Source organism: Synechococcus sp. BA-124 BA4 (assembly GCF_034931165.1).
Genome location: NZ_JAYGIA010000022.1, coordinates 1 through 24282 on the forward strand (window position 1 = coordinate 1; position 24282 = coordinate 24282).

At 62.6% G+C, this 24282-nt stretch carries 23 protein-coding genes and 1 pseudogene; 11 read left to right on the top strand and 13 right to left on the bottom strand.

What is annotated here, in order from left to right:
• From istA to VB734_RS03500, 4 genes are all read left to right on the top strand, one after another.
• A partial coding sequence (istA, locus tag VB734_RS03485) for an IS21 family transposase (protein ID WP_323242927.1) occupies positions 1-920 on the top strand: 920 nt, incomplete at its 5' end.
• A gap of 50 nt (positions 921-970) precedes the next feature.
• The gene (istB, locus tag VB734_RS03490; protein ID WP_323242928.1) at positions 971-1780 is read left to right on the top strand and encodes an IS21-like element helper ATPase IstB; all 810 of its coding nucleotides are present in this window, start codon (positions 971-973) and stop codon (positions 1778-1780) included.
• A 146-nt stretch (positions 1781-1926) separates the two neighbouring features.
• Positions 1927-2340, top strand: a complete 414-nt coding sequence (locus VB734_RS03495; protein WP_323242929.1) for an HIT family protein — start codon at positions 1927-1929, stop codon at positions 2338-2340.
• Between the two features lie 50 nt (positions 2341-2390).
• Positions 2391-3332 (top strand): HNH endonuclease, encoded by a 942-nt coding sequence (locus VB734_RS03500; protein ID WP_323242930.1) that lies wholly within the window; start codon positions 2391-2393, stop codon positions 3330-3332.
• A 1-nt stretch (position 3333) separates the two neighbouring features.
• On the opposite strand, the gene VB734_RS03505 is transcribed toward VB734_RS03500, so the two are convergent.
• The 11 genes from VB734_RS03505 to VB734_RS03555 all read right to left on the bottom strand — a co-directional run bounded on the left by VB734_RS03505 (position 3334) and on the right by VB734_RS03555 (position 16386).
• Positions 3334-3705 (bottom strand): hypothetical protein, encoded by a 372-nt coding sequence (locus VB734_RS03505; protein ID WP_323242931.1) that lies wholly within the window; start codon positions 3703-3705, stop codon positions 3334-3336.
• Positions 3706-3784: 79 nt separating this feature from the next.
• Positions 3785-4501 carry a SprT family zinc-dependent metalloprotease gene (locus VB734_RS03510; RefSeq protein WP_323242932.1) on the bottom strand — a complete coding sequence of 239 codons (717 nt, stop codon included), beginning with the start codon at positions 4499-4501 and terminating at the stop codon, positions 3785-3787.
• Positions 4498-7623 carry a type I restriction endonuclease subunit R gene (locus VB734_RS03515; protein ID WP_323242933.1) on the bottom strand — a complete coding sequence of 1042 codons (3126 nt, stop codon included), beginning with the start codon at positions 7621-7623 and terminating at the stop codon, positions 4498-4500. Before VB734_RS03515 ends, VB734_RS03510 begins: the two co-directional genes overlap by 4 nt.
• Positions 7624-7721: 98 nt before the next feature.
• Positions 7722-7928, bottom strand: coding sequence for a hypothetical protein (locus tag VB734_RS03520; protein WP_323242934.1), 207 nt, complete (start codon positions 7926-7928; stop codon positions 7722-7724).
• Positions 7929-7955: 27 nt separating this feature from the next.
• Positions 7956-8288 carry a hypothetical protein gene (locus VB734_RS03525; RefSeq protein WP_323242935.1) on the bottom strand — a complete coding sequence of 111 codons (333 nt, stop codon included), beginning with the start codon at positions 8286-8288 and terminating at the stop codon, positions 7956-7958.
• Between the two features lie 92 nt (positions 8289-8380).
• Positions 8381-8608, bottom strand: a complete 228-nt coding sequence (locus VB734_RS03530; RefSeq protein ID WP_323242936.1) for a hypothetical protein — start codon at positions 8606-8608, stop codon at positions 8381-8383.
• Between the two features lie 224 nt (positions 8609-8832).
• Complete coding sequence (locus tag VB734_RS03535; RefSeq protein WP_323242937.1) at positions 8833-11376, bottom strand: AAA family ATPase; 2544 nt, start codon at positions 11374-11376, stop codon at positions 8833-8835.
• On the bottom strand, positions 11373-12641 hold the full coding sequence (locus VB734_RS03540) for a restriction endonuclease subunit S (RefSeq protein WP_323242938.1): 1269 nt from the start codon (positions 12639-12641) through the stop codon (positions 11373-11375). The genes VB734_RS03535 and VB734_RS03540 overlap by 4 nt, the downstream gene beginning before the upstream one ends.
• A complete protein-coding gene (locus VB734_RS03545) occupies positions 12632-15133 on the bottom strand; it encodes an N-6 DNA methylase (RefSeq protein ID WP_323242939.1) in 2502 nt (833 codons plus the stop codon). Before VB734_RS03545 ends, VB734_RS03540 begins: the two co-directional genes overlap by 10 nt.
• A 417-nt stretch (positions 15134-15550) precedes the next feature.
• Positions 15551-15931: a hypothetical protein gene (locus VB734_RS03550; RefSeq protein WP_323242940.1), complete on the bottom strand. Its 381-nt coding sequence runs from the start codon at positions 15929-15931 to the stop codon at positions 15551-15553.
• Positions 15928-16386 (bottom strand): hypothetical protein, encoded by a 459-nt coding sequence (locus VB734_RS03555; RefSeq protein ID WP_323242941.1) that lies wholly within the window; start codon positions 16384-16386, stop codon positions 15928-15930. The genes VB734_RS03550 and VB734_RS03555 overlap by 4 nt, the downstream gene beginning before the upstream one ends.
• 70 nt (positions 16387-16456) lie before the next feature.
• Between VB734_RS03555 and VB734_RS03560 the strand changes: the two genes are divergently transcribed.
• The 5 genes and pseudogenes from VB734_RS03560 to VB734_RS03580 all read left to right on the top strand — a co-directional run bounded on the left by VB734_RS03560 (position 16457) and on the right by VB734_RS03580 (position 20148).
• Complete coding sequence (locus tag VB734_RS03560) at positions 16457-18706, top strand: DUF3427 domain-containing protein (RefSeq protein WP_323242942.1); 2250 nt, start codon at positions 16457-16459, stop codon at positions 18704-18706.
• Between the two features lie 38 nt (positions 18707-18744).
• Complete coding sequence (locus VB734_RS03565; RefSeq protein ID WP_106221736.1) at positions 18745-19041, top strand: nucleotidyltransferase family protein; 297 nt, start codon at positions 18745-18747, stop codon at positions 19039-19041.
• Positions 19042-19081: 40 nt separating this feature from the next.
• A pseudogene (locus VB734_RS03570) lies at positions 19082-19329 on the top strand (DUF86 domain-containing protein).
• A 181-nt stretch (positions 19330-19510) separates the two neighbouring features.
• Positions 19511-19756, top strand: a complete 246-nt coding sequence (locus VB734_RS03575) for a FitA-like ribbon-helix-helix domain-containing protein (protein WP_323242943.1) — start codon at positions 19511-19513, stop codon at positions 19754-19756.
• Positions 19756-20148, top strand: a complete 393-nt coding sequence (locus VB734_RS03580) for a type II toxin-antitoxin system VapC family toxin (protein ID WP_323242944.1) — start codon at positions 19756-19758, stop codon at positions 20146-20148. Before VB734_RS03575 ends, VB734_RS03580 begins: the two co-directional genes overlap by 1 nt.
• A gap of 8 nt (positions 20149-20156) precedes the next feature.
• Here the strand turns inward: VB734_RS03580 and VB734_RS03585 are convergent, their stop codons facing one another.
• Positions 20157-21908: a protein adenylyltransferase SelO gene (locus VB734_RS03585; protein WP_323242945.1), complete on the bottom strand. Its 1752-nt coding sequence runs from the start codon at positions 21906-21908 to the stop codon at positions 20157-20159.
• 108 nt (positions 21909-22016) lie between these two features.
• Here VB734_RS03585 and VB734_RS03590 point away from each other — a divergent pair, with 108 nt between their 5' ends.
• On the top strand, positions 22017-22247 hold the full coding sequence (locus VB734_RS03590) for a DUF433 domain-containing protein (protein ID WP_323242946.1): 231 nt from the start codon (positions 22017-22019) through the stop codon (positions 22245-22247).
• 17 nt (positions 22248-22264) lie between these two features.
• Positions 22265-22531, top strand: coding sequence for a DUF5615 family PIN-like protein (locus VB734_RS03595; RefSeq protein ID WP_323242947.1), 267 nt, complete (start codon positions 22265-22267; stop codon positions 22529-22531).
• A 69-nt stretch (positions 22532-22600) separates the two neighbouring features.
• Here the strand turns inward: VB734_RS03595 and VB734_RS03600 are convergent.
• Positions 22601-24282, bottom strand: a 1682-nt coding sequence (locus tag VB734_RS03600) for an FAD-dependent monooxygenase (protein WP_323242948.1), incomplete at its 5' end; no start/stop codon positions are given.

A 24282-nucleotide genomic window follows, 5' to 3' on the forward strand; every position in this document is an offset into this window, starting at 1 on the left:
GGGTCAAGGTGCACCTGTGCGTGCTGACCCTGGGCTACTCGCGGCGGCTGGTGGTGCGGGCCTACCGGCATGAGCGCCAGGCCAACTGGTTACTCACCATGGAGGAGGCCTTCCGCCACTGGCGGGGCGTGCCGGCCGAGGTGTTGTTCGACAACGCCCGTGCCCTGGTCAAGGAGCACGATCCGTCTCGCCAGGTGCTGGTGTTCAACGAACGGCTCGATGCCTTTGCCCGCTACTGGGGATTCCTTCCCAAAGCCTGTCGGCCCTATCGGGCCAGGACCAAGGGGAAGGACGAGCGCGGCGTCGGCTACGTCAAGACGAATGCGGTGGCCGGCCGGGAGTTCGCCAGCTGGCAGGCGCTGGAAGCGCACCTGGAGCACTGGAGCCGGGAGGTGGCCGATGTTCGCATCCACGGAACGACCGGTGAACAGCCGGTGGTGCGTTTCCAGCGGGAGGAGGCAACTGCCCTGCAGCCGTTGCCCCATAAGCCGTCGTTCCTGGCGGAGCGGGAGCTGGTGCGGGTGGTCCACAACGACGCCTGCGTCGAGGTGGAGGGCAACTGGTACAGCGTGCCCTGGGCACTGCTCAAGCAGCGGGTGAGTGTTCTGCTGCGGGATCAGCAAGTGCTGATCCGCTATGGCGGCCGTGTCGTCGCTCGACATGAGCGCGTGGTGGCCAATCGGCGCCATCGCTCCGTGCTGCGGGGGCACTGGGATGGCCTGGTGCCAGCGCCGCAGCAGGACTTGGCCGAACGGTCACTGCCCTCAGCCGATGGCGCCAGCTGCGTTGGGTCCGCCTCAGCCGCGTCCCCGCCCTGTGGGAGCGGAACGCGGCGGCGGACCGGCGTGATGCGCAGCTCAGAACTGGCCCGCTCACTGGCGGTCTATGCCGCCGAGGTGGGCGAGGAGGTGGCGGCATGAGCCTCGCCAAAACTGGTCAACCAAATCGTCGCCTGCAGCCGATGGCCACGATGCCGCCTGTCCCCATCGAGGATCTCGACGACATGCTCAGCCGCCTGCGACTGACTGCGATTAGGGATCAGCTCGACAACCTGCTTGAGGAAGCGGCCCGCAAGGAGCTGAACCTGCGTGAGGCGTTGACCTGGCTGTGTGCGGCGGAGATCGCCCGCAAGGACCAGCGGCGCATCGCGATGGCGATGAGCATCGCCAAGTTCCCGTTCGTGCGGACCCTGGAAGGGTTCGAGTACGAGGCCCAGCCCTCTCTCGATCCGGGCCAGATCCGGGAACTTGCCACCTGTCGCTGGGTGGCGAACGGCGACACCCTGCTGCTGCTCGGTCCGCCTGGAGTAGGCAAGACCCACCTGGCGGTCGCTCTGGGCCGAGAGGCGGTGAGCAAGGGCTACACCGTTCAGTACGTCTCGGCGATGGAGCTGATCTCCACCCTGGCCCGGGCCCACAACCAGACGGCGCTGGAGAGCCGGCTGAGCCAGTACGGCAAGAGCAAGCTGCTGATCATTGACGAGCTGGGCTACCTGCCGCTGGAGCCCGATGCGGCACACCTGTTCTTCCAACTGATTTCCCGCCGCTACGAGCGCGGCAGCGTCCTGATCACCTCCAACCGCCCCGTCATGGAATGGGGCGAGGTGTTTGGCGATCAGGTCGTTGCCACCGCGATCCTCGATCGGCTGTTGCACCACAGCCATGTGCTCACCGTTCGGGGCGACAGCTACCGCCTGCGCGAGAAGCGCCGCTCCGGTCTGATCAAGAGCAGCAGTGCGGTGAGCACCGTCCCCTCCACTGGGGACGGAGGGGGCCCATAAGCATCCCGTTCCTCCCGATCAACCCCCATCCACATACCCAACGACTGATGAGCAAGACCTACCGGCGCCGGCTACGGCGTCAACAAGCCGGGGTTCAAGCCCCACAGGGTGGGCCAGATTTCGTGTCGCCGGAGGACCAATTCCGGATGTCGCTTGACAGGCGCACCGACTTCCGCAGTGTGCAAACCAGCTATAAGCACCGCGAAGCAGGCTGTGTGTTCTGCGCGATGGAGAGCAGCGGCCGGGTGCTGCTGGAGAACGAGGGGCACAGCCTGGTGATCCCGCGTCGTCATGGGGCCGACGGGCTGGAGCTGCACCAGCCGGAGTGGAGCGCCGTGGTGGAGCTGCTGAAGCTGCGGCGGGAGCAGCTCAGTGCCCAGGACGCCACGATCAGCGGCTGGGCTGGTTCGCTCGACGCAAGAGGGGGGCTGAACTCAGGCGAGGCGGCGGGGCAGACGGTGTTTCATGCGCAATGGCATCTGATCCCACGGCGAGGGGGGGACTGTGAGCAGCCGAGGGGTGGAGTGCGAGGGGTGATCCCGTCGAGACAGGCCTACTGAAGACAGCCAGCCCCACCTCAGCTACAACGAGGCAACTACTGGCCGGATCCGTGCCCTCCTACTGGTGGGTCAACCACAAACAGACCTACCGGCAGGAGACCGACGGCGGCTACATCTGGTCGCCGAAGGCCAATGCCAACGGCGCCCGCAATGTGAGCTACGACAACCTCAGCCGCTGCCAGCGGGGGGATGTGGTGTTCAGCTATGCCAATGGGCGGATCAGCCAGCTGGGCCTGGTGGAAACGGCGGCGGTCACGGCACCCAAGCCGCCGGAGTTCGGCTCAGCGGGGGAGAACTGGAGCCAGGAGGGCTGGCTGGTGCGGGTGAACTGGCAGCCGCTGCGCCAGGCCCTGGTGCCGCAGACGTTCTTTGAGCTGCTGCAACCGCTGCTGCCCGAACGCCATAGCCCGATTAGCACCAGCACGGGCCGGGGCAACCAGGGGGTGTACCTGGCAGGGCTGAGCGAAACCTTGGGGCTGTTGCTGCTGAAGCTGATCGAAGAACACGCCGATGCAGCGGTGCGGGTGCACCTGGTGGTGCTGGCGGAAGAGGGCGACTACACCGCTGCCCTGCTCGATGACATGCAGCGGCTGCGGGAGGTGCCGAGCAGCACCGAGCGCGATGCGCTCACCAAGGCGCGGCTGGGGCAGGGCCTGTTTCGGCATCGGGTGGCGGAGCTGGAGCCGGCCTGCCGGGTCACGGGGCTGGAGCGGCAACAGTTCCTGGTGGCGAGCCACATCAAGCCCTGGCGCGACTGCAACAACCGCGAGCGGCTGAGCGGTGCCAACGGCCTGCTGCTCTCCCCCCATGTAGACAAACTGTTCGACCGCCACTGGATCAGCTTTGATGCCGGCGGAGAGCTGATCTGTGAGAACGGGGCGGCACGCGATGCGTTGCGCTGTTGGGGGATCGATGGCGCCAACCTGATCCGGCCATTCAGCCGCGACCAGGAGCAGTTTCTCAGGGCCCATCGGGAAGCACTGAGGCGCTGAGCTACACAGGATCACCAGGCAGGAAGCGCTGGATGAACACCGCCATCGGCATGGGCCCGCAGCGGGGATTCCAGCTGTCCCCGCCGGGGATCCGTCGCCAGCCCTGAATCTGTAGGTGGAGGGCTGCGTCGGAGACGAGCTGCACCAGGTAGCGGTACTCGGCATCTGCCGTCTGCTCGGGGCTCTGGATTGGCTCCGCACTGGGCTGTGTGCTCAGGAAGGCGACAAGAAATGAGGCGGGCTCGATGCTTTCACGCGAGGCCTCGGCAAAGCGCCAGGCTGCACCAGTTGGGTAGCCGTCGTGGTGGAGGTAAAGATGGCACTGCGGGGTGCTGGGAAAGCCAAAGAAGGAATAGACGGCGCGGGTAGCCAAGGAGGTGGAGCGGACGCCTATGCCAGTGCCACCGGCGTATCAAACCCAATTTCTCCCACACGCGCCGCCGGAAACCCATTCACTCCTTCCACACCTCTGCACCCAACGGCAGCTCGTTCAGCTCCGCCCGCGCTTCGCGCCAAGTGGGATAGTGATCCTGAAGGATGGCAATGAAACGTTCGTTATGCGTTGGCTCAAGCAAATGGGCCAATTCATGGACGACAACATACTCCAGCAAATCTTTCGGCTTCTTCACCAATTCAGTATTAAGACGAATGTGGCCAGCGCCATGATTACAACTCCCCCATTTGGTCTTCATACGCTGCAGAAAATAATTTGCAACTGACACGTTCAACCTTATCTCCCACTTCCGGATCAGAGGAGGCACAACATCATGAAGCAACCCCTTATGCCATTCATGAAGAACTTCGGCTCGCTTGACCGCATCGCTACCTGGGCGCACTGTGAGCAGAATGCGCTTATGGTCTAGCGAAACACAAGGCTTGGCATCGCGATAGGCAACCGATAACAGATGCCGCCGCCCCCAAAGAACATGGCTCTCACGCTCGATGAATTGGCGTGGTGTCTCTCTGGCCTGTGTGCGGAGTTTCTCCTGCTGCTGGCGAATCCAAGCAAGCCGGGAGATGGCATACGCGCGTGCAACATCCAGCCGCGTGGCACTCGGAGCAGCCAGGGTGACCCGCCCATCGGGCGGATGAACGGAGAGATGGACGTTCTTGATGGCCTTTCTGGTGACCAGAACACCAAGATCACCTATCTGAATCGTTTCGTTCATCCGTAGCCAGGTTGGTTCTTGATGATTTCGAAAACTGCCAACGTGGCTTTCCGATCCCTTGCAAGGATCGGAAATAGGGCATTCAGCACCTGCTTCTCCCGTGTGTCATCGCCCTTCCAGCCCGCAGGTGCATGCTCACGCATGGCTTGATCGATACGAAGAGCAAGTTCAGCGCGTTCCTCTTGCTGTTGTGTACGCTCCTCAGCTTGCTGAGATTCAATTCCACCAAGAAGATCTAGCAGGTTGTTGTAGATCACGATGGCCTCCCTGTTGCCGTGGAGGCTGGCGGGCACACCGGCAACTCGATCCCTGTTGGCCAATCGCTTTACAAGATCCTCCGCCTGAACCAAAAAGGCGTCGTAGGCCAAGGTGTCGGCACGGTTCTGTTGGATAAGATCCTCAAGCAGTTGCGACATCTCGGCGTAGAAGCGCGGATCGGTGAGCTGGTCGCGGATGATCGTTTGCCGAACATTGTTGATGATGCCTTCAGCGATAGCGTTGCTTGATAGCTTGCCTTTGGCATTGAGCTTACGGGCGATCGCATCGTGGATGCCGGTCTCGATGATCAGCTCTGTGAGTGAGAGTGAGCCGAGGTTCCCCAAGCTCACCGCAGGATCGGCCTGAACATAGGTGTTGAGCAATCGCCGCATATCAGCCTCAAAAGGCTTGATGTCCAGCTCTTCGCCTGAGTGCTTTTTCATGGCAGCTCGGATTTCCCCATAAAAGGCCACCTCCTGCTGCAAGGCAATGGCTTGGTCCTGTGTGTAGCCGGCTTCGATGAGATCTTGGGCGATGTCAGCAAAAGCACGTACGAAACTGGCCACAGACTTATAAAACGAGATGCGCAGGGGCTCCGTTGCCAGCAGAGCCAGTGGATCGTCCCCATCGCCGCAGAAGTAGTACAGGTAGTGCTCAATCTCCCGGGGCAAAGGCACAGGCTCGCAGAGATAGAGGAGCGCCTCTCGGGCGGCATCGAGCTGCTTCCTACCTTCCGTGAGCCAGTTTTTCAGCTCGACGTTGTTGGTGCCCCCGCTGCCCTCATCGATATCGAGTTCATCGGAGCTGTAGACCGAAATGGCTTCCTGAACGTCAGCATAGAGCTTCTTAAAATCCACGATGTGGCCATAGACCTTGTCATCGCCGTCGAGGCGGTTGGTGCGACAGATTGCCTGAAAGAGGTTATGATCATGCAGCTCGTTGTCCAGATAAACGTAGGTGCAGCTCGGAGCATCAAATCCCGTGAGCAACTTGCTCACTACAATCAGCAGCTTGAGATTGGCTGGCTCTTCGATGAAGCGGCGTTTTACCACATCTTCGTAGGCCTTAGTGGATTGGCTGTGCTTGAGAATATGCTTGGTATAGGTATCGAATTTATAGCGTTCATCGCTGTTGGCCGGCTCGCGGGAGATGGCGTTATGGTTCGGCTCAAAAGACGTGATCACACCGCAATACTCGCCAAATGGCTTGGCTTGAAAGATGCGGAAGTAGTGGCAAGCGTCGTAGATGCTCGCGGCCACGAGGATGGCGGTGCCCCGGTCGTTGTTGAGGCGAGGCTTGGTGTCGAAATCATGGATGATGCTCGCGGCGATTCGTGCCTTGCGCTCTTCGGCGCTCATCAGCTCCTCCATGGTGGCCCAACGCTTGCGGATGATGGCCTTCTGGAAGTTGTTCAGCGATTGTGTTTTCTGCTCAAAAAAAGCTTCGATATCCTGCGGTGACGTGAGACGTTGGGGCACGTCTCGGGGTTCATACCGCAGGTCGAGCACCACCTTGTCGGCTACGGCCTCATGGAACTTGTAGGTGTGGATGTAGGTACCGAAAAGGTCCTGCGTGCGCAGCCGAGCCGCATCCCTCTTGAGCAGTGGCGTGCCGGTGAAGCCAATAAACAGGGAATCCGCCATCCATCGCTTCATCTGCCTGTTCATGTCGCCACCCTGGCTACGATGGCATTCATCCACGAACACATAGAAACGGCCACGGACCGGTGGAGGCGGACCCTTGAGGTCGGCTGGATCGAACTTATGCAGCAAGGCACAGAGCACTCGGGGAGTGGTGGCGCCGAGTTTGGCCACCAACTCGTCCCGCCGAGTGACACGGGGCGAAGGTGAGCTCTCGCCGATCACCCCGGCGTTCTTCATCACCCCTTCGATCTGCTTGTCGAGCTCGTCGCGATCTGTGACCACGAGGATGCGGGCTTCGGAATCGTTCTCCAGCAGCCATTTGGCAAGCAGCACCATCAGAATGCTCTTGCCGCTGCCCTGGGTGTGCCAGATCACACCACCTTGACGGCTGCGGATGCGTTCTTGGGCAGCTTTCACGCCCGCAAACTGATGCGGACGAGGCACCTTCTTGATGCCATTGTCGAAGAGGATGAAGTTGCGAATCAGATCAAGCAGACGAGCCTTAAAGCACATTTCAGCGAGCGGCCGATCCAAAAGCGCACCGGGGGTAAGTGCGCCAATAGGCTGGCTAGGGCAAGTTGCCTTCCACTGCACGAAGAACTCCTCGCGGGTGGTTACAGTGCCATAGCGCAGCCCTTGGGAATCACTGCCCGCGAAAAGAAGCTGAACGGTGGTGAAGAACGCCTGATTGAAGATCTCGTCTTGGTTGCTGATCAGCTGGCGCACGCTGTCACCGATCTCCACCGAGCTGCGCTTGAGCTCAATCACGCCCACAGCGATGCCGTTGAGGTAGATCACCAGGTCAGGTCGACGCTCATGGCCACCGCGGAGGGTCACTTCTTCGGCAAGGGCGAAATGGTTGGCCTCCGGGTGCTGCCAATCCACCAGATGAACCTGATCGTTGGGCGCTCCTGCGGTAATCTGCACCGAAGCCCCATAGCGCAGCAGCTGGTAGGTGCGCATGTTGGCTTGATAGAGCGTGTTGCCGGTGGCATCGGCAGCGGCCATAAGCTTCTGAAGCGCCGCTGTGACGTGGGCTTCGCTGTAGCCCCGCTCAAGCAGGTTCGAGCGCAGCAGGTGGGCCTCGATGCAGCGGTTGTTTTCCCGTTTGCTCCAATCGCCCAGGAAGTCATAGCCGAGGCTGTCTGATCGATCCCTGTCCGTGAACAGGGCGATGACGCGATTTTGCGTCCTGCGTTCGGGGCGTGGGGATTCAGGCACGACAGCGGGAAGGATCAGGCAATTTTCTGGATCACGGCCCGCTGGAACCAGGCTGGAATCCGGTCTGTTTTCAACTCCAGCAACTGGCCGTCCGTCACTTATGCCAGCCAAGCTAGCCGAGGATTGGAGCTGTCGGTTGAGTTGTCGAAGATGTAGGCCCGGCTACTGTGATTGATCGCCTCGAGCAGCAGTTCCAGCGATCGGTGGTAGCGGCTGATGATCTTGTCTTCCGGCACGGGGTGTCCGCCCAGTCCAACGCGATTGCGGACCCGCGAAACATTGATCTCCGGATCATCCGTGGCCACGTAGTAGAGATAGGTGCGATAGCCGAGCTATTGCACCTGTGCCAGCAGCTCCACCTTGCCGGGATGGGACATGACGCTTTCAAACGTGAAGCTGACCCAGCGCTCCAGTAAATGCCGCCGCAGAACATCCACCGCCACAGAAGCGAAATAGGCATTGACCTCCACGCCTGCAAAATCCAATCGTCGATCGGAGAACCTCAACTGGGTTGCCGGTTCCTCCAGGTCTGCGGATCTCAACAACGGCGAAGCCGTGAACGCTGGCAGAAGGGCATCCGCCGTGGTGTCGACACCGAAAGCGGCCAGATCGAGATACCCGCATTGCCGGATACCCGCTTCGATATCATCGGGGTTGAGGTACACCCCTAGAAGTGGCGCAGGAAGCACCTATTTCAGAACACTTTTGCCCGAGCCGTTGGGACCTGCGAACAAACGCAGCCTTGGTGGTTCTGCGATCACCGAATGATGAAGGTGGTGCCGGGGGTGAATGGGGTGGGCGGTTCCAGCTGCTTGATCCGCTGCTTCCGGCCGTTGGGGGAGACCCTCACGACGAATCCGCCTTCGCTTTGCAGCACGCTTTGCCCGGAGGCCAGCACCTGGGCACGGGCAGAGGCGAAGGCCTCACCGGACGCTTGGGGGAACTGGCGTTCGAGCTCTTGAAGGTTGCGTTCTTGGTCGGACATTGCAAAGGCTCGCCATGGGCAGTTTAGCGGCGAAGGACAGCAATTAGGCCAGTAGCGTACTGCGCTTGAGAAGCTCCTGCATCAGGGCCAGCCTGAGAGCACGTGACTATTCACAGTGCTGCACCACGAGCGGCGGCTCTCTATCAATCTCCGCCGAGAAAACCGAGAAGGAAAATGGAGTGTCTTTAGGGTTCTCAAGTGAAACAAAGCATATAGACCGAACCTTAGACCGAACGCCTCGTGAATTCGGCATGCCAATCCAATAAGTTATCGATATCAGAAGCAAGTTCTTCAGGAGAGGGCAGCTCCACAGGCGCCTCAGAAGATTGACTGTGCTCATAGCAAGAATACTTGGTCATTAATGCATCGACTAGGTCACAGTCCTCGACTCGGATCTTGGCTAGCTGATGGATCTTGCCCTGAGTATTGACAGCACGTCGATGCCGTTGTACTACATCGGCAAGGAAAACTAACTCGACGATGCGTTCGGTCAAGATTCGGAAATCACTGCATATAGCCTTGGCCAGCGGATAATAGGCCTCAACACCTTCTGTGCCTAGCGATGCGCGAGCCCTTGCAAGCCTATCGTTTTTGAGATGATTCAATGCCCTTTCAGGCCGTTTCCCAAAGAGTGGCACCTCTCCAGGCTCACCTGTTCCCCAGAACTCTCGGCGAATAAAGACATCATGTAGATTTACGGCCTTGTCTGAAATGATTCCAAGAAAACTGAGCCGATGGGTGAATACAATCACTTGACGCGCCTCACTAATTGCGATCAAGCGATCGATAACACGCTCCTCCCAGCCCTGATCAAGAGATGAGATTGGATCATCAAAGATGAAGGGACTGGAGAAAGGCCTACCTGCAACATCGGCCAGGAAGGCAGCCAACGAGACAATTCGGCGCTCACCCTCGCTGAGAATATCGGAAATGAGAGCACCTTCTACAACAGCATTTCTCAAGCGGATTCTATGCTTTACCCTGCCACGCTCAGCCCTAGTTCTGGCCAACTCCACTTTCAGATTGCTCGCACCAAGCAGCCGTAACTCATGATTGAAACGCTGGACATATGCATCGGTAACGAGCGCCTGGGAAAGCTCACTAGCCTTTCTAGAAATCCCCGTTGTGATGGTTTGACGTCTCCAGGTTTGATACTCCTGGATCCGATTCAAGCGGGCCAATTCTTCTCTGATGGCTGCCACCTGCTCTGAAACCCAGCGCTTGGCAAGCAGTTCCTTGCTTCGAGTCTGTGCGGCCTGCCGTGCTGCAGGATCCGACGATTCCAGCAACGATATCGCCGCTGCCTCAGCATCAGATGCGAGTTGACGTAGTAAGCCAAGAAGTTCCCCAACTCCTGCGCTTGGCTGAGCGTCAGTTTGCAGATCAATCCCATTCCGTAGCGGCTCGAGGAATGTCTCCAGCTCCACCCAAACAGAATCAAGAAGTGTTGCTTGATCCTCAGTTAGCTCCGCCGCTTGCACTGCAGTTTGCAGGATTTCACTTGTTGGCCTAGTTTTGATGTCTGCAATGTGCATCACCAATGCAGCTTCTGCATCTGCAGCTTCTGTTTCAATACGACCAGTAACGTATCTATCAAAACTGGATAGGCGCTCTCTTGCTGGAGCATCCAACTCTTGATGGCAGAGCACGCAACGCGCACCCTCTTCAAGGAAAGGAAACTCACCATCCGGATACGCCTCGGCAATCGAAAACTCGCGGGCAGCCGTCCAAAGTGCTCTCCAGGTATCGCTACCAACTCCATTGACATCGGATGCAGACTGGAGAGCATTGGCGGCCTCTGTGGCAATACGGCGTTTCTCAACAGCTCCACGAATTAGAGCCCGTGTACCTTCGAGACCAGCTCCCGTCACTTGATCCAGTGCCTGGACAAGCGTGGTGGCAAGTAAATCGAGTTGCTGCTTCACCCCTTGGCGGCGCTGTGCTGCAGATGCAGGATCAGTTACAGAAAGTGTTGCGGTCAACTGGTCCAACTCTGTTGCATCTTGATCAGTCCACAAGGTCAGCGAAGCGAGCTGCTCTTCTGTCCAATCGTGCCGAAGAGACCCATAGCTCGATGCGGAAGGTGTGCCCTGATGCTCTGGAGGGATGATGGGAAGGCGACTCACCAAAGCCCGTTCTTCAGCGGCGAGTAGTGTGTCAATTCGGCCGCATGCGACCACCAAGTCCGCCAGGAGGGCAAGTTCTGGCGGAACAAACGAGGCTTCCGTTTCGGACTCGAGATAGATCCGGCCACAACTTGAATCAAAGATGTCGATGGAGGCCAAGTCTGGCAATGGATCTTGCGGTATCCACTCAACGACTCTTGGATCACCAGCAATCGAGTAATGAATATGGCAGGCCTGGCGCGCAGGAGCTGCCGCAAAAACACTGGAACGCAAGTCTGCAGCTTGAGGTTTGCCCGATGCCTTGGCAATAATTCGGCTGTATCCGGTCTTCCCCGCTCCGTTGTGGCCATACACCACGCTCAGATTGCCGGTACCAAAGCCAAGCGGAGTGCGCGGGTTGAGGGCGTCAATCCCTTCGACAGGGCCAAGGGCGAGGAGCCTCAACTCAGCTGGTGGTGCCGGATTGGCGGCAAGTGGGATTGCTGGCTCAGGAAGCGCTTCGTCTGTCGCTGATGCTTTGATCAGCCCCACCAGATCAGCAATATCGGTATCCGAAAGCGATCCATGGCGCAATAGCCGCTCGGCAGCCACCTGGAGCCAAGGCACCTGTTGTTGTAGCCAGCTGAGGAGTTCCGGGTTCATACCAGTCGCGTGCGGCCCGTAAGCAGCTCCTGCATCATGGCCTGCTTGAGGTCACGGGTCTTGTCGCGGCGCTGCACCAATGCAGCGAGCTCGTCGTCCATCACAGTGAGTACCTCGGCGATGGCGGTCTGCTCTAGGAGCGAAGGCAATTGAAGAGTTGACCTGACAAGTGCAGACTTGGATAAGTTGTAGCGCGTCGATCCTTGAGCCAGCGATTTCACAAAATCCCGCCCGACATTGCTTCTGAGGTAGTAAGAAAAAAACAATCCATCAGCCTCAGCCCTTGCACTAAATCTAAAGCCGAAGCAGAAACTATTTAAATAAACGTCATGAACTTCATCGAGTAACACGGAGCACATTGCTACTTCTTCAGGTGTCTCTGACGAGCCGTTGAAGAACAAGTCCCCCTTTAACACTCGGTTCTGAGACTCAGATGGAGAGACCTGAACTTGCTCGAATGTTCCGCAATCAATGACGACGCTCGTCATGACGTTCATGAAAGTAATGTAGCGAGCCGAACCTTCGCCGAAGTCGGCTTTGACTTTGCCAGTCAAACCTCCATAGGTCGAACCAAGCTCCCCAAGCCGCCTCACCTCCCAATCGCCGTGGAAGCCGGGGAGGCGGGTTTGGCCGGTGAGCAGTTGCTGCATGGCGGCCTGTATGAGGTCACGCTTCTTGGCTACGAGCCGGTCCAGCCCGCCCAGCAGCCCATCCACATCGCTCAACGCACTAGCGATGGCGCGTTGTTCGGGGAGGCGGGGAACGAGGACCTGCAACTTCATCAAGTCCCGCGTGTAGATCGCGGCCACACTTGTCGTTCCAGTGGCGAGCGCACGGAGGCGGGAAACAGCGCCTTCGGTGTTTAAAGCGTAGTTCGCATACTCATTTGAGCAAATCTGCTCTGGGTCGAACTCCAGCCGCATGAGGTTCGAGTTGTAGTAGGCGACTGGAAGTTCATCACGCCAAATTGCAACCTTCCCGACAAGGTCGAGAGTGTTGCGCGTGTTGAACAACACGTCGCCATAAGCAAGCCTGTGGGGAGGTTCTGGTCTCACGCCGGGCGTGATGAACTGGATTTTTGACAGGTCGATGTATCCACGGGCAAGATTCCCCATCTTCATCAGCGGCAGTTCAGCCTCCTTGTCTTGGTTCGCATAATTGCCGCCCAGCCGTCCTTTGCTGAGAACTGAGCCAAGAGACTTGGTTTCCCACTCCTCAGGGATGACACCCACTTCGGTCTGCTTGTAACCGGGTTTCAGTTCCATACCGCCCCCATCGCTTTGAGGTGCTCCTCAACGCGGGCAGCGAGCCGATACACGTCATCAATAAGCTTTGGCAGCGGCGTTTCATAGCGTTCCGCGAGCTGGCGGATACGCCCCGTGAGGGTTTGGGAGACGCGGTCCAGCTCGCCTTGCACGGCGGCAGCAATGCTGGCCAGCCATTTATCGTCCACCACGAGGGTCTTGATCTCGTCTTCGCTGAGGGTGGGGTACTTGGCCAACAGCTTGGCGTCGAGGTCGTCCTGGGCGGCCTTGAGCAGGGCCTTGGCTTCGGACTGCTGGGTGAGAAAATCGGCGTAGTCGAAAAGCGCCTGGCGTTCCTCGGCGTAGTCCGCGTCGCGGCCAATCACCTTGAGGCGGGCTTTCACCGCTTTGGCGGTGATCTTCTGCTTGTCGCCCTCGCCTTCGATCACCTCCGCCAGCAGCCCCTCTTCGCCGCTGTTCTCCTCCAGGGCTTCATCGAGCTCCTGCTGCAGCGAAGCCAGCAGGCCATCCAGATCCGAAATGGTGTCTTGCTCGGCCTTGAAGAAGCGCGCAATTAGCAGCTCCGCCGGCACCAGATCCGATTTGAAGCGGCGCTTGCCCTGCCTGAAGTCTTCCTTCTCGAGCCAGATCAGCTTGCCCTCCTTGTTCTTCACCTGGCGGATCTCCCTGGGCAGGGTGCCGGCGATCCAGCCCGCCTCGGCGATCAGATAGGCGTCGTCCTGCAGGGTGGCGGCCCAATAGTCCATCAGGTGCTGGTAGACGTCGTAGGCATCCAGCAACGGCGCGTCCTTGAAGGCGGCGAGCAAATCCTCGGCGATGGCTTCGATCAGAGGCTTGGGATGGCCGCCAAGTTCCAGGGCCTTGAGCAGCGGAACGGTGGCTGCTCGCCAATCCGCAAAGAGCTGCTGGGCTTCGGTGGTGAAGGCAGTGAACTCGGGGTGGCTGAAGATGGTGGCCTTCAGTTCGGTGATCAGCAGCTTCAGATCGGCGTAGCCAGGGCGGTTAGAAGGCTGGAACAGAGCTGCGCGCAGGCCTGGCATCACAGTCCAGTAATTGCCCAGGGCATCAAGGTCGCGCTCGGGGATGCCACCGCGGAGGTGGCCGTCAATGTCCTGGAGGTCTTCGGGGTCGCTGCTGTCGATGTAGCGCGGCAGGTTGAGGTTGTAGTCGTTCTTGGGATCGGCGATCTCCTCCACCGGCACCAGGCGGGCATAGCGCGGGTCGCTCTCGTCGAGCCGGCTGAAGGTGTCCACGATGCGGTGGATGTCCTGCTCGCGCAGGCGGTTCTTGGGGCCGTCCTTCTTGAAGCCCTTGCTGGCATCAATCATGAAGATGCCATTGCGGGCGGTGGCGTTCTCCTTGTCGAGCACCAGGATGCAGGCGGGAATGCCGGTGCCGTAGAAGAGGTTGGCGGGCAGTCCGATGATCGTCTTCAACAGGCCGGAGCGCACCAGCTGCTGGCGGATCACCGCCTCGGCGTTGCCCCGGAACAGAACCCCATGGGGAAGGATGCAGGCGCCTTTGCCCGTGCTTTTCAGCGAACGGATGATGTGCAGCAGGTAGGCATAGTCGCCCTGCTTTGGGGGCGGCACGCCCCAGCTAAAACGCTGGTAACGGTCCCCGCTACCTCCTTCTCCAAGAGCCAGGCCTGTGGACCAGGTTTTGTCGGAGAATGGGGGATTAGCGACGACGTAGTTGTAGGTGCGCAGTTGCTCACCATCGAGGAACCTGGGCTTCACCAGCGTTCCCTCTCCGCCGGACATGATTGTCGCCGTCGGGAAGTCGTGCAGGATCATGTTCATGCGCGCCAGACCCGCGGTTGTCACGTCCTTTTCCTGGCCCTCCAGCGTGATGTGTTTTCCTGCTTCGGCAGCCACTTTCAGCAGCAGCGAACCAGAGCCGCACGTAGGGTCGTAAGCGGTGGTGGCGGCGATCGAATTGTCGGGAGAGATGCCGATCACCTTGGCGATGATGCGGCTTACTTCTGATGGTGTATAGAACTGCCCCTTGCTCTTGCCACTCTGGCTGGCGAAGTGGCGCATTAGATACTCGTACGCATCGCCAAGGATGTCGTCGTTCTCGGCGCGGTTCTTAGAGAAATCGAGGGCTGGGCTCTCAAAAATGGCAATCAGATTGCCAATGCGCTCCACCTTGGCGGCACCGTCGCCAAGTTTGTTGGAATCGTTGAAGTCGGGGAAGTCGCTGCGGCCCAGGCGAGAGTTGGCATCAATCAGCGGCTGGATCACCTGAATGTTGATCAGATTGCCGATATCGCTGTTGCCCTTGAGCGCCACCATGTCCTGAAAACCGGCGCCCTCTGGAATCACAACGGGCGGCGCAAAGTCTTCGGAGTTTCCATATTTATCGGAAATATATTTAATGAACAGCATAAACAGCACATAGTCCTTGTACTGGCTGGCATCCATGCCGCCGCGCAGCTCATCGCAGGAGGCCCAGAGCGAGGAGTAGAGGTCGGACTTCTTGATCGCCATGGGGTGGATGGATGGGGCCGTTCTTGCGGAGATCGAGTAGCAGCGTCAGTGAACGCTGCCGGTGGGAGAGCCGATGAGGAGGCCCCCATGCACTAGGTGCTTGTGGTCCGATGTGACCACTCCTTGGTTAGGGATGCCTCGGCTGGAAGTTCTGGCCTTGCAGGTCGAGCCTCTCATGCCGATCTGGGAGGCCACGAGTTTTGGCTTCGCGTCTTTGTGGAAGGCCCCCTGCCCATTCATGACCCCGCGGAGGTCCAGTTTGATGGGACGGCTGGCTGCCCGTTGGTTCCACGCCTTCGAGGAAGTCGTCCAGTTGCTCCTGATCGGGCATCGAGGGATCAGGTTTGGCGTCGCTGGGGGGAGTCTGCCTGCTGTGGGGGCGGTTTGGGGGTATGCAGGCACGTGCTGGGCGACCGCCTACCCCTCCCCCAGCAGCTGCCGCACCAGCGCAATCAGCTCCTTCTTGGTGAAACTCTCCAGCGGCGGCGGCGGTGGGGTCACGCCATGGCGTTCCAGCAGTTGGGCCAGAGCGGATTTTGGCAACTTGGAGTACCCCTTGATGCCGTGCTGCTTGCACAGCCGCTTGAGGCTGGCCGCCGGCTGCTGCAGGAAACTCCCTTTGCCCAGCAAGGCTTTCGGGTCCTGGATGCCTGCAGGCTGGGGATCCTGGAGGTCCTGGAGGGCAGCGCTGGAGCGCTGCAAATGGTCCGCCACCCGGCGGTACACCCGGGCATCAGTGCCCGCCAGTTCCCGATTGGTCTGCTCCAGCAAATCAGCGATCGACGGGCCCGCGCTCATGGCTTTCCGCCGAGCTGGCTGGAGGGAGTCCCGGCCTCCGGCGCTTCGCTCGCCAGTTCAGCTGCCTTGGCCTTCACCGATCGCCAGCGCGTCGCCTGCTGAACCAACCGGCGGAACATCTCCACGAGCCAGAAGCCGCTTTGGCGCTCGCTCTCATCGATCAGGCCCACCATCGCATCGCCCGTTTCCTCTAGTTCGCGGATCACGGTGCCGAGCTTGGCGTTGAGGGCATGGAGCCGCGCCTTGGCCCGGGCCTCATCGGCCAGATCCGCCTCCAGCTCCACCAGCTCCCGCTGCAGCTCGGTGATCACCACCCCCCGCCGGTAGCTCTGGGCCTTGAGCACGCCCCGGGAGCGGTTGGCCGACACCAGGGCCGCCCGACAGTCCTGATAGGTGCCCTCAAGAGCCTCTGGATCGGGCGTGATCGGGAATTCGCTGGCCGAGCGGAGGGGCATCGGGATTCGAGCGGCTGACTCCAGGATTGCCGATTTTGAGCCGTTTTGGCTGGCTCAGCTGGTGGAAGGGGTGATCAGGGCTTGCGTCGGGAGTCCCCTGGTTTCTGCAGCCAAGTCAAGACCGGCCTCGCATCAAGACATCCGGCCCTACGCCTACCAGCAGGAGATCCTCGACAAGCTGTTGGCCGAGCGCAGCCTCCATGGCCGCTGGCGCAACCTGGTGGTGGCCGCCACCGGCACGGGCAAAACCGTCATCGCCGCCCTCGATTACGCCCGCCAGTGCGGTCCTGGTCACCCGAGCCTGCTGTTCGTGGCTCACCGGCGCGAGATCCTGCAGCAGAGCCTCGCCACCTTCCGCCAGGTGCTCCGCGATGGCTCCTTCGGCGAGCTGCTGGTGGATGGCCAGCGCCCCAGCCAGTGGCGCCATGTGTTCGCCTCGGTGCAGTCGCTCGCTGGGCTGGATCCGGCTGACCTGGCGCCGGACACGTTCGCCGTGGTGATCGTCGATGAGTTCCACCGCGCCGCCTCCGCCAGCTACGAGCGCTGGCTGGCCCACCTGAGGCCGTCCGTGCTGCTGGGCCTCACCGCCACCCCCGAGCGCACCGGCGGCGAGGACATCCTGCATTGGTTTGACGGCCGCATCGCCGCCGAACTGCGTCTGTGGAGCGCCTTGGAGCAGGGCCTGCTCTGCCCCTTCCACTACTTCGGCCTCCACGACGGCACGGATCTCTCGCAGATCGAGTGGCGCCGCAACGGCTACGCCCCAGAAGCCCTCTCCAACCTCTACACCGCCGACGACGCCCGCCTGCGCCTGATCCTGCGCGAACTGGCAGACAAGGTCACCAACCTGGATTCGATGCGGGCCCTGGGCTTCTGCGTGAGCGTGGAGCACGCCCATTGGATGGCCCGCAAGTTCGTGGCCGCCGGCCTGCGCGCCGCCGCTCTGGATGCCTCCAGCCCCCGGGAGCAGCGCGCCGAGCAGATCCGCCGCCTGCGCTCCGGCGAGCTGCAAATCCTGTTCGCGGTGGATCTGTTCAACGAAGGCCTCGACATCCCCGAGATCGACACGGTGCTGTTCCTGCGGCCCACCGAGAGCGCGATCGTGTTCCTGCAGCAGCTCGGCCGGGGCTTGCGCTTGTGCCGGGGCAAGAGCTGCCTCACGGTGCTGGATTTCATCGGCCAGGCGCACCGGAGCTTCCGCTTCGATCTCCGCTACCGCGCCCTGCTCGGCGGCACCCGCGACCAGCTGGAGCAGCAGCTCAAAGACGGGTTTCCCTTCCTGCCGGCCGGCTGCAGCCTGCAGCTCGATCGGGTGTCGAGCGAGCGGGTGCTTGCCAATCTGCGCGAGTCGCTGCCCACGCGCCGGCCCCAACTGCTCGCCGAAGCCCGCCGCCTCGGACGTTGCTCGCTGGCGGCGTTGCAGGCGGGGCTGGGGATGGAGCTGGGGGAGTTTTACAAGGTGGCGGGGTCGTGGGCGTTGTTGCAGCGGGAGTTGGGTTGGTTGGCGGCGGGGGCGACCACCGGCGATGAGGAGCGGCTGGGGCGGGGGATCGCCGGCGGCCTGCTGCATCTGGACGACCCGGAGCGGTTGCGCTGGCTGGTGGATCAGCTGCAGCGCCCGGCGCCGCCGGACCCAGCGGGCTTCAATCCGGAGACGGAACGCAGCTGGCGCATGCTGATGGCCCAGCTGTGGGGCAGCGGCCGCCAGCACCTGCCCCTGGCCGAGGCGTTGGGGCGGCTCTGGGCCGCCCCCGCGATCCGCGCCGAGCTGGTGGAGCTGTTCGCGCTGCTACTCGAGCGCACCGACCACCTGGTGAGCCCGCTCGACTGGGACCGCGCCGATCCGCCCCCCGTTCCCCTCAAACTCCACGGCCGCTACTCCCGCGCCGAGGTGTTCGCCGCCTTTGGGCTGTTGAACGAGGCTCGCCCCTTCCCCGGCCGGGAGGGGGTGTTCTTTGACGAAGCCACCCAGTGCGACGTCTTCTTCATCACCCTCAAGAAGTCCGAGCGCCTGTTCTCCCCCACCACCCGCTACAACGACTACGCCATCTCTCCGTGGGAGTTCCACTGGGAGAGCCAGAGCCTCACCCGGGAAGCGTCCGCCACCGGGCAGAGATACATCCACCACGTTGAGCGCGGCAGCAGGGTGATGCTGTTCGTGCGGGAGGAGAACAGGCGCGGCGGGGTGACGATGCCGTTTCTGTGTCTGGGCTTTGCCGACTACGTGAGCCACGAGGGCGAGCGGCCGATGGCGATTCGCTGGCGGTTGCACAGAGCGATTCCGGCGGCGTTCGTGCCGGAGCTGGCGTTGGCGGTTTAGCGTCATCCCAGGCCACTCCTGAGCATTCACTGCCGGCCATGGACGTCAGTTCCGAAACGTTGATCAGCCGGTTGCGCCAGCACGCGCCCGTCTGGAGTGAGCGTTTCGGCGTGCGCAGCCTGCGGATCTTCGGCTCCTGGGCCCGCGGCACGGCAACACCGAGCAGCGATGTGGATCTGCTGGTGGCCTTCGACGGCCCAGCCACAGCCAGACGCTTCTATGGCCTCCAGCTGTTCCTGGAAGATCTGCTCCAGCAACCTGTCGATCTGGTGACGGAACAAGCACTCCGGCAGGAGCTCAGGCCTGCGGTGGAGGCGGATGCCATCACCCTCTGACTGCAATCCGAAACGCGATTGGCGCCTCTATTCGCAGGACATGGATCGGTTTGCCCGTCGTGCCGTGGGCTACTGCGCTGATCTGAATCGTGCGCAGTTCGAGGCGAACCAGCTGATGCAGAATGCCGTTCTTCGCAACATCGAGCTGATCGGCGAGGCCGCCACTCGCATCCCATGCGCAATCAACTCATCCACGCCTACCTGGGGGTCGATCTTGATGTGGTGTGGGATGTGATCCAGGTGGAATTGCCGCTGCTGATCCTTCAGCTGAAGACCGCTCTGTCCTGACGAGCAGCCTGGTCGTGCGGGGATCAGGAGCCCCTTGGATCCACCGCGAAGGCGTGCTCGGGCACCAGAGCAGCGCCACCGACCTGCTGTTCATCACCCTGCGGAAGCGTCACCGATGCGGCGAGTGATGCATGCAAAGCGCATGCGCCGCGAGTAACCTGGTTTCACGTCTGGCGCAGCCATGCCATCCCTGCAGATCCGTGACCTGCCTGAGCCACTGCACCGGTTGCTGCAGCACCGCGCCCAGGCGCACAAGCGCAGTCTCAGCCAGCAGGCGCTGGTGGATCTCGAGGCCATCGCCGGCGAGGATGGGCGAGAGCGTCGCCGACTGGTGCTCGATCGCATCGCCCGGCGCGGGCCCCTGGTCACCGCGCTGGCCGGAGATCAGACGCCGGAGGCGCTGATCCGCGCCGACCGCGAGCGCTGATGGCCCTCGCCTGCGTTCTCGATGCCTCGGCTGCCGTGCGGCTGATCCTTGGGGATCCCGCCGCTGCTGCCATGGCGGAGCAGATCCGCGAGGCGGCCGTGGTGTTGGCCCCGGAGCTGATGCTCACCGAGGTGGCTAACACCCTCTGGAAACTGCAGCGGGCTGGTCACCTGGCTGATCTCGATCCCCAGCAGCTGCTGGCCGAGGCCCGCGATCTCGTGGATCGGGTGGAAGCCGACCGCGACCTGCAGGCCGAGGCCCTTGCCCTGGCCTGCCATCACGATCACCCCGTCTACGACTGCCTTTATCTGACGCTGGCCCGGCGGGAAGCCGCCACCTTGATCAGCCTGGATCGTCGCCTGCAACAGCTGGCGGAGCGGGTGCTGCCCTGAGCGCCCATTCAGGACGAACAGCTGTAGTGCGACACCCCTCCGGCGTTGAAGAACTCCCTGGGCTTGAGGCGGTCGTAGGTCGCCGCCAGCTCCGCAGGCAGCGCGTCGTAGGGATGGCGGAACACCTCCTGCAGTTCCCTGACCAGGCCGTAATCGCCCTGCGCCGCCTGTTCATAGGCGGGGGCGATCAGCCACTCACGCCAGGTGATGGCCGGGTTCACGCGTTGCATCGCGGCGGCCCTTTCGCGAATGTCGCCGGCTTCCGCGAGGCGGTCACGCCAGCGCTGCAGCCACTGCGTCCATTGGCCATCGAGCTCCTCTGAGCAGGGCAGGTAGAAGCTCTCCTGCAGGGCAGAAACCTGCTCGGGGATCTCCGAAAGCCTGCGGAAGAAGATCGTGTAGTCCACCTTGGAGCTCACCATCAACTGCAGCAGGTCCTGCACCAGTTCGGCGTCGTAGCGGAGCAGGCCGAGCTTGCTGGCCCACATCGCGTCGAGCTCCTGGCCCATCGCTTCCGCGAAGCCGTCGTGGACCGCATCCAGCCTTGCCAGCGCCTCTGGGTTCCCCTCGAGCAGGGGCCGGAGGGAGGCCCAGAACATCTGGAAGTTGGCTTCCGCCGCCACCGGTTGGTTGAAGAAGGAAAAATGCTGGCCGCCGCCGGTCCAGGGCTGGAAGCGGGGATCGAACAGCTCGCAGAAGCCGAAGGGGCCGTAGTCGAGGGTGTACCCCCCCGCCGCGCAATTGTCGCTGTTGAAATTGCCCTGGCAGTAACCCACCCGCATCCAGTTCGCCACCAGAGACGTGAGCCGGCCGCGGAACAACCGCGCCAGCTCCACCACCTGGTCAGCAAAGTCCAGAGCCGGATCAATCTCCTGGCGGTAATTGCGCTCGATCAGGTGCTGAACGATCATCCGCAGCTCGTTGTGCGCCTCCGGATGGGAACCGCTGCGGACGCGGCGGGCGAACAGCTCCAGCTGGCCGACCCGAAGAAAGGACGGGGCCACCCGGGTGCTGATCGCCGCCGGGTTGTCCACCAGGACGTCGGGGTCGAACGAGCGGGAGTTCGCCGAATACCAGGGCCGGCGCACGGTTTCCGATCCAGACACATAGAGCGTCAGAGAGCGGGAGGTGGGAACCCCCAGGGCCTGCATCAGCTCCTGCGCCAGAAACTCGCGCACGCTGGAGCGCAGCACGGCGCGGCCATCGGCGCCACGGCAGTAGGGCGTCGGGCCGCCGCCCTTGAGTTGCATCTCCCAGCGCCGGCCGCCAAAGACGCCTTCGAACACCGAAATGGCCCGGCCATCGCCGTAGCCGTTGCCGGTGCCGAACGGGCACTGCTGGATGTATTCGCTGCCGTAGATCGAGAGGGCATAACCGGTGGCCCAGCCATACGGCCGCATCGGCTCCTGCGCCGCCGTGATGTCGCCGGAGAACAGGCGGCGGAAGTGGTCGTCGTGGGCCAGCCCGTCGCCCAGGCCCAGCTCCTGGAAGAGGGTTGGGCTGTGCGCCACCAACTCCGGCGCCGGAAGCGGCGTGGGAGTCACCGGCACGTAATGGCCGGAGAACACCTGGCGGGGCCGGTGATCCTGGCCATCACCCGTGGCCTGGGGATCCGGCCGCAGGGAATCCAGCAGCGAATAGTCGGCCTGCTGGGCGAACGCCGCGAAGGTATTCGTCAGCACGGTGGTGGGCGCTGCTGTCGGCACGGGTCTCTCGGGTGTGGCGCGGCCTGGGCAGGGCCCTGACGCTGGGGTCACCATCCTGGCGAGGCTGTCGCCATCAGTGGCGACGTTGCGGCCATCACGCCGGTTGTGCGTTTGCGGCTGCGCTCGGGCCTGAACGCGGCGTGACCGGTTTAGCGTTGAACCATGGACTTCCAAGGGCGGATCACCATCAATCCAGCCGTGCGCTTCGGCAAGCCCTGCGTTCGCGGCACCAGACTCACGGTGGGTGATGTGCTCGGCTTTCTTGCCAGCGGCATGAGTGAAGCTGAGCTGCTGGAGGACTTCCCGCAGCTCAGCCATGACGATGTGCTGGCTTGCCTGGCCTATGCAGCGGATCGGGAACGCCTACTCCTCAGCCTGAGCACGGCGGCGTGAGCGTCCAGGTTCAAGGCATGTGCGGCTTCTTGGGCTGGGGGGGGGCCGACGATCTGGCGATCTGGGATCGGGCTCGCCTTGACGGCGACCTGTTGGTCACCAAGGACGAGGATTTTCTGCGGCTCAGCATGAGCCGCGGTTTCCCTCCGAAGGTCATCTGCCTGGCCATCGGTAACGCTGGCAACGGAGCCACGGCGGGGCTGTTGCTTGATCACATCGATGCCATCGAGGCTTTCTCCTCCCACCCGGAGGCAGGTTTTCTGGTGCTCAGCCCGGGCCCTTAGCCCCCATGGGACTGTCGAGGTTGGCCACCCGATGCAGGCTGGGAAGGCGCTTGCTTGCCCGTCCCCGCCTCAGCGCCCCAGCACCAGCCCCCCATACCGCCGCACCGCGCTGCGGTGATCGGCGTCGGCCCGCAGGCCGATGAAGCCGTCCGGCCGCACCGCCAACAATGTGAGGGGCCCCAGGCCCAGCCTGGGCGCCTCCTCCAGCTGCACGGCCACCACCGCCTCCACCAGCGCCGGCGGCACCGTGCCGGCGGCCAGGTCGGCCTCCAGCTCGGCCTGCAGGCTCGAGAGTGCTTCGGGGGACAACTCGGGGCCGGCCAGCAGCAGCAGCGTGTGGCCGCTGCGGTGGGTGAGCTGGTGCAGCAGGGGCGCGCCGGCTCCGGGCGGCAGCGCGATCGTGGTGGGCAGGCGCTGTCCGGCTCCAAAGGGCTGGCCCTCGCCAGCGCCGATGATCGCCGAGCCGGCGTAACTGACGTTCATCTCGGTTTCCGCCACCACCTCCTGCTGGCGGGCCACCGGGTTGGCGAGCATGGCGGCGATCGCCCGGTCGCGGGCGGCGCGCTCAGCGCTGTCCTGCAGCCCGTGGGCCTGCTCGGTGGCGTCGCCGGAACGGCAGATTTCCTGCGCCACCGGACGCCGCTCCTGCTCGTAGCTGTCCAGCAGGGCGGGGTCGGCGGACCCCTGGTGCACCAGGGCCAGCTTCCAGGCCAGGTTGGCGGCATCGTGCAGCCCGCAGTTCATGCCGTGCCCCTCGGCGGGGGAGCACACGTGGGCGGCATCGCCGGCCAGGAACACGGGCCCGGCGCGGAAGGCGCTGGCCACCCGGCTGTGGCAGTGGAAGCGGCTGGGGTTCTCCACGGCGCTGAAGCGGGCTTCCGGCAGATAACGCCCCAGCACGGCGGCGGCCTCGGCCACCAGGTCCCCCTCCTCGGCGGCGGGCCGCAGGTACACCCGCCAGCGCTCGTCGGTCAGGGCCGTGAGGATCAGGGGCGAGGCGTCCAGATACGCCGCGTTGACCTCGTGGCTCTCGGCCCAGCCCTCCACAACCGCATCGAACACGGCCCAGGGGCGGGCGATGCCATGGCCTTCGAAGTCGAGGCCGCTCAGGGCGCGGGTGGTGCTGCGCAGGCCGTCGCAGCCCACCAGCCAGCGGGCCTGCACGGCGTGCTCCTGCTCACCGCAGGCCACCGTGGCGGTCACCCCCTCGCCGTGGGGCGCCAGAGCCACCAGCCGGCAGGAGCGGTGCACCGTGCCGCCCTGGCTCTCGAGATGGTCCGTGAGGATCGTTTCGGTCACCTCTTCGGAGAGGCCGAGGTTGAAGCCGAAGCGGCTGCCGCACGTGGCCAGATCCAGGTCCCCCAGCCGCCGGCCATCGGCGTGGATGAGGATCCGGCGCTGCCGGCAGCCGGCTTCGAGAAACCGGTCCACCAGCCCCAGCGCCTCGAAGATCTCCAGCGACAGGGGGTGGATCACCGTGGCCCGGTCCCAGTGCAGGGCCTCGGCCCGGGCGTCGATCAGCAGGTTGGGAACGCCGCGGCGCTGCAGCTCCCCCGCCAGCAGCAGGCCGGTGGGGCCCGCCCCCACCACGAGCACGCTGGTCTGGCGGGGAAGGGATGACGGCATGGCGCCCGGGCGGGTCGAGCTGGCGAGGGCCAGCGCCGGGCACACTAAACGCACCGCAGGGGCTCGGTCCTGGCCAACCCATTCCGCTCCCTGGCCACCGCCACGACCGTCGGCGTGGCCGTGGC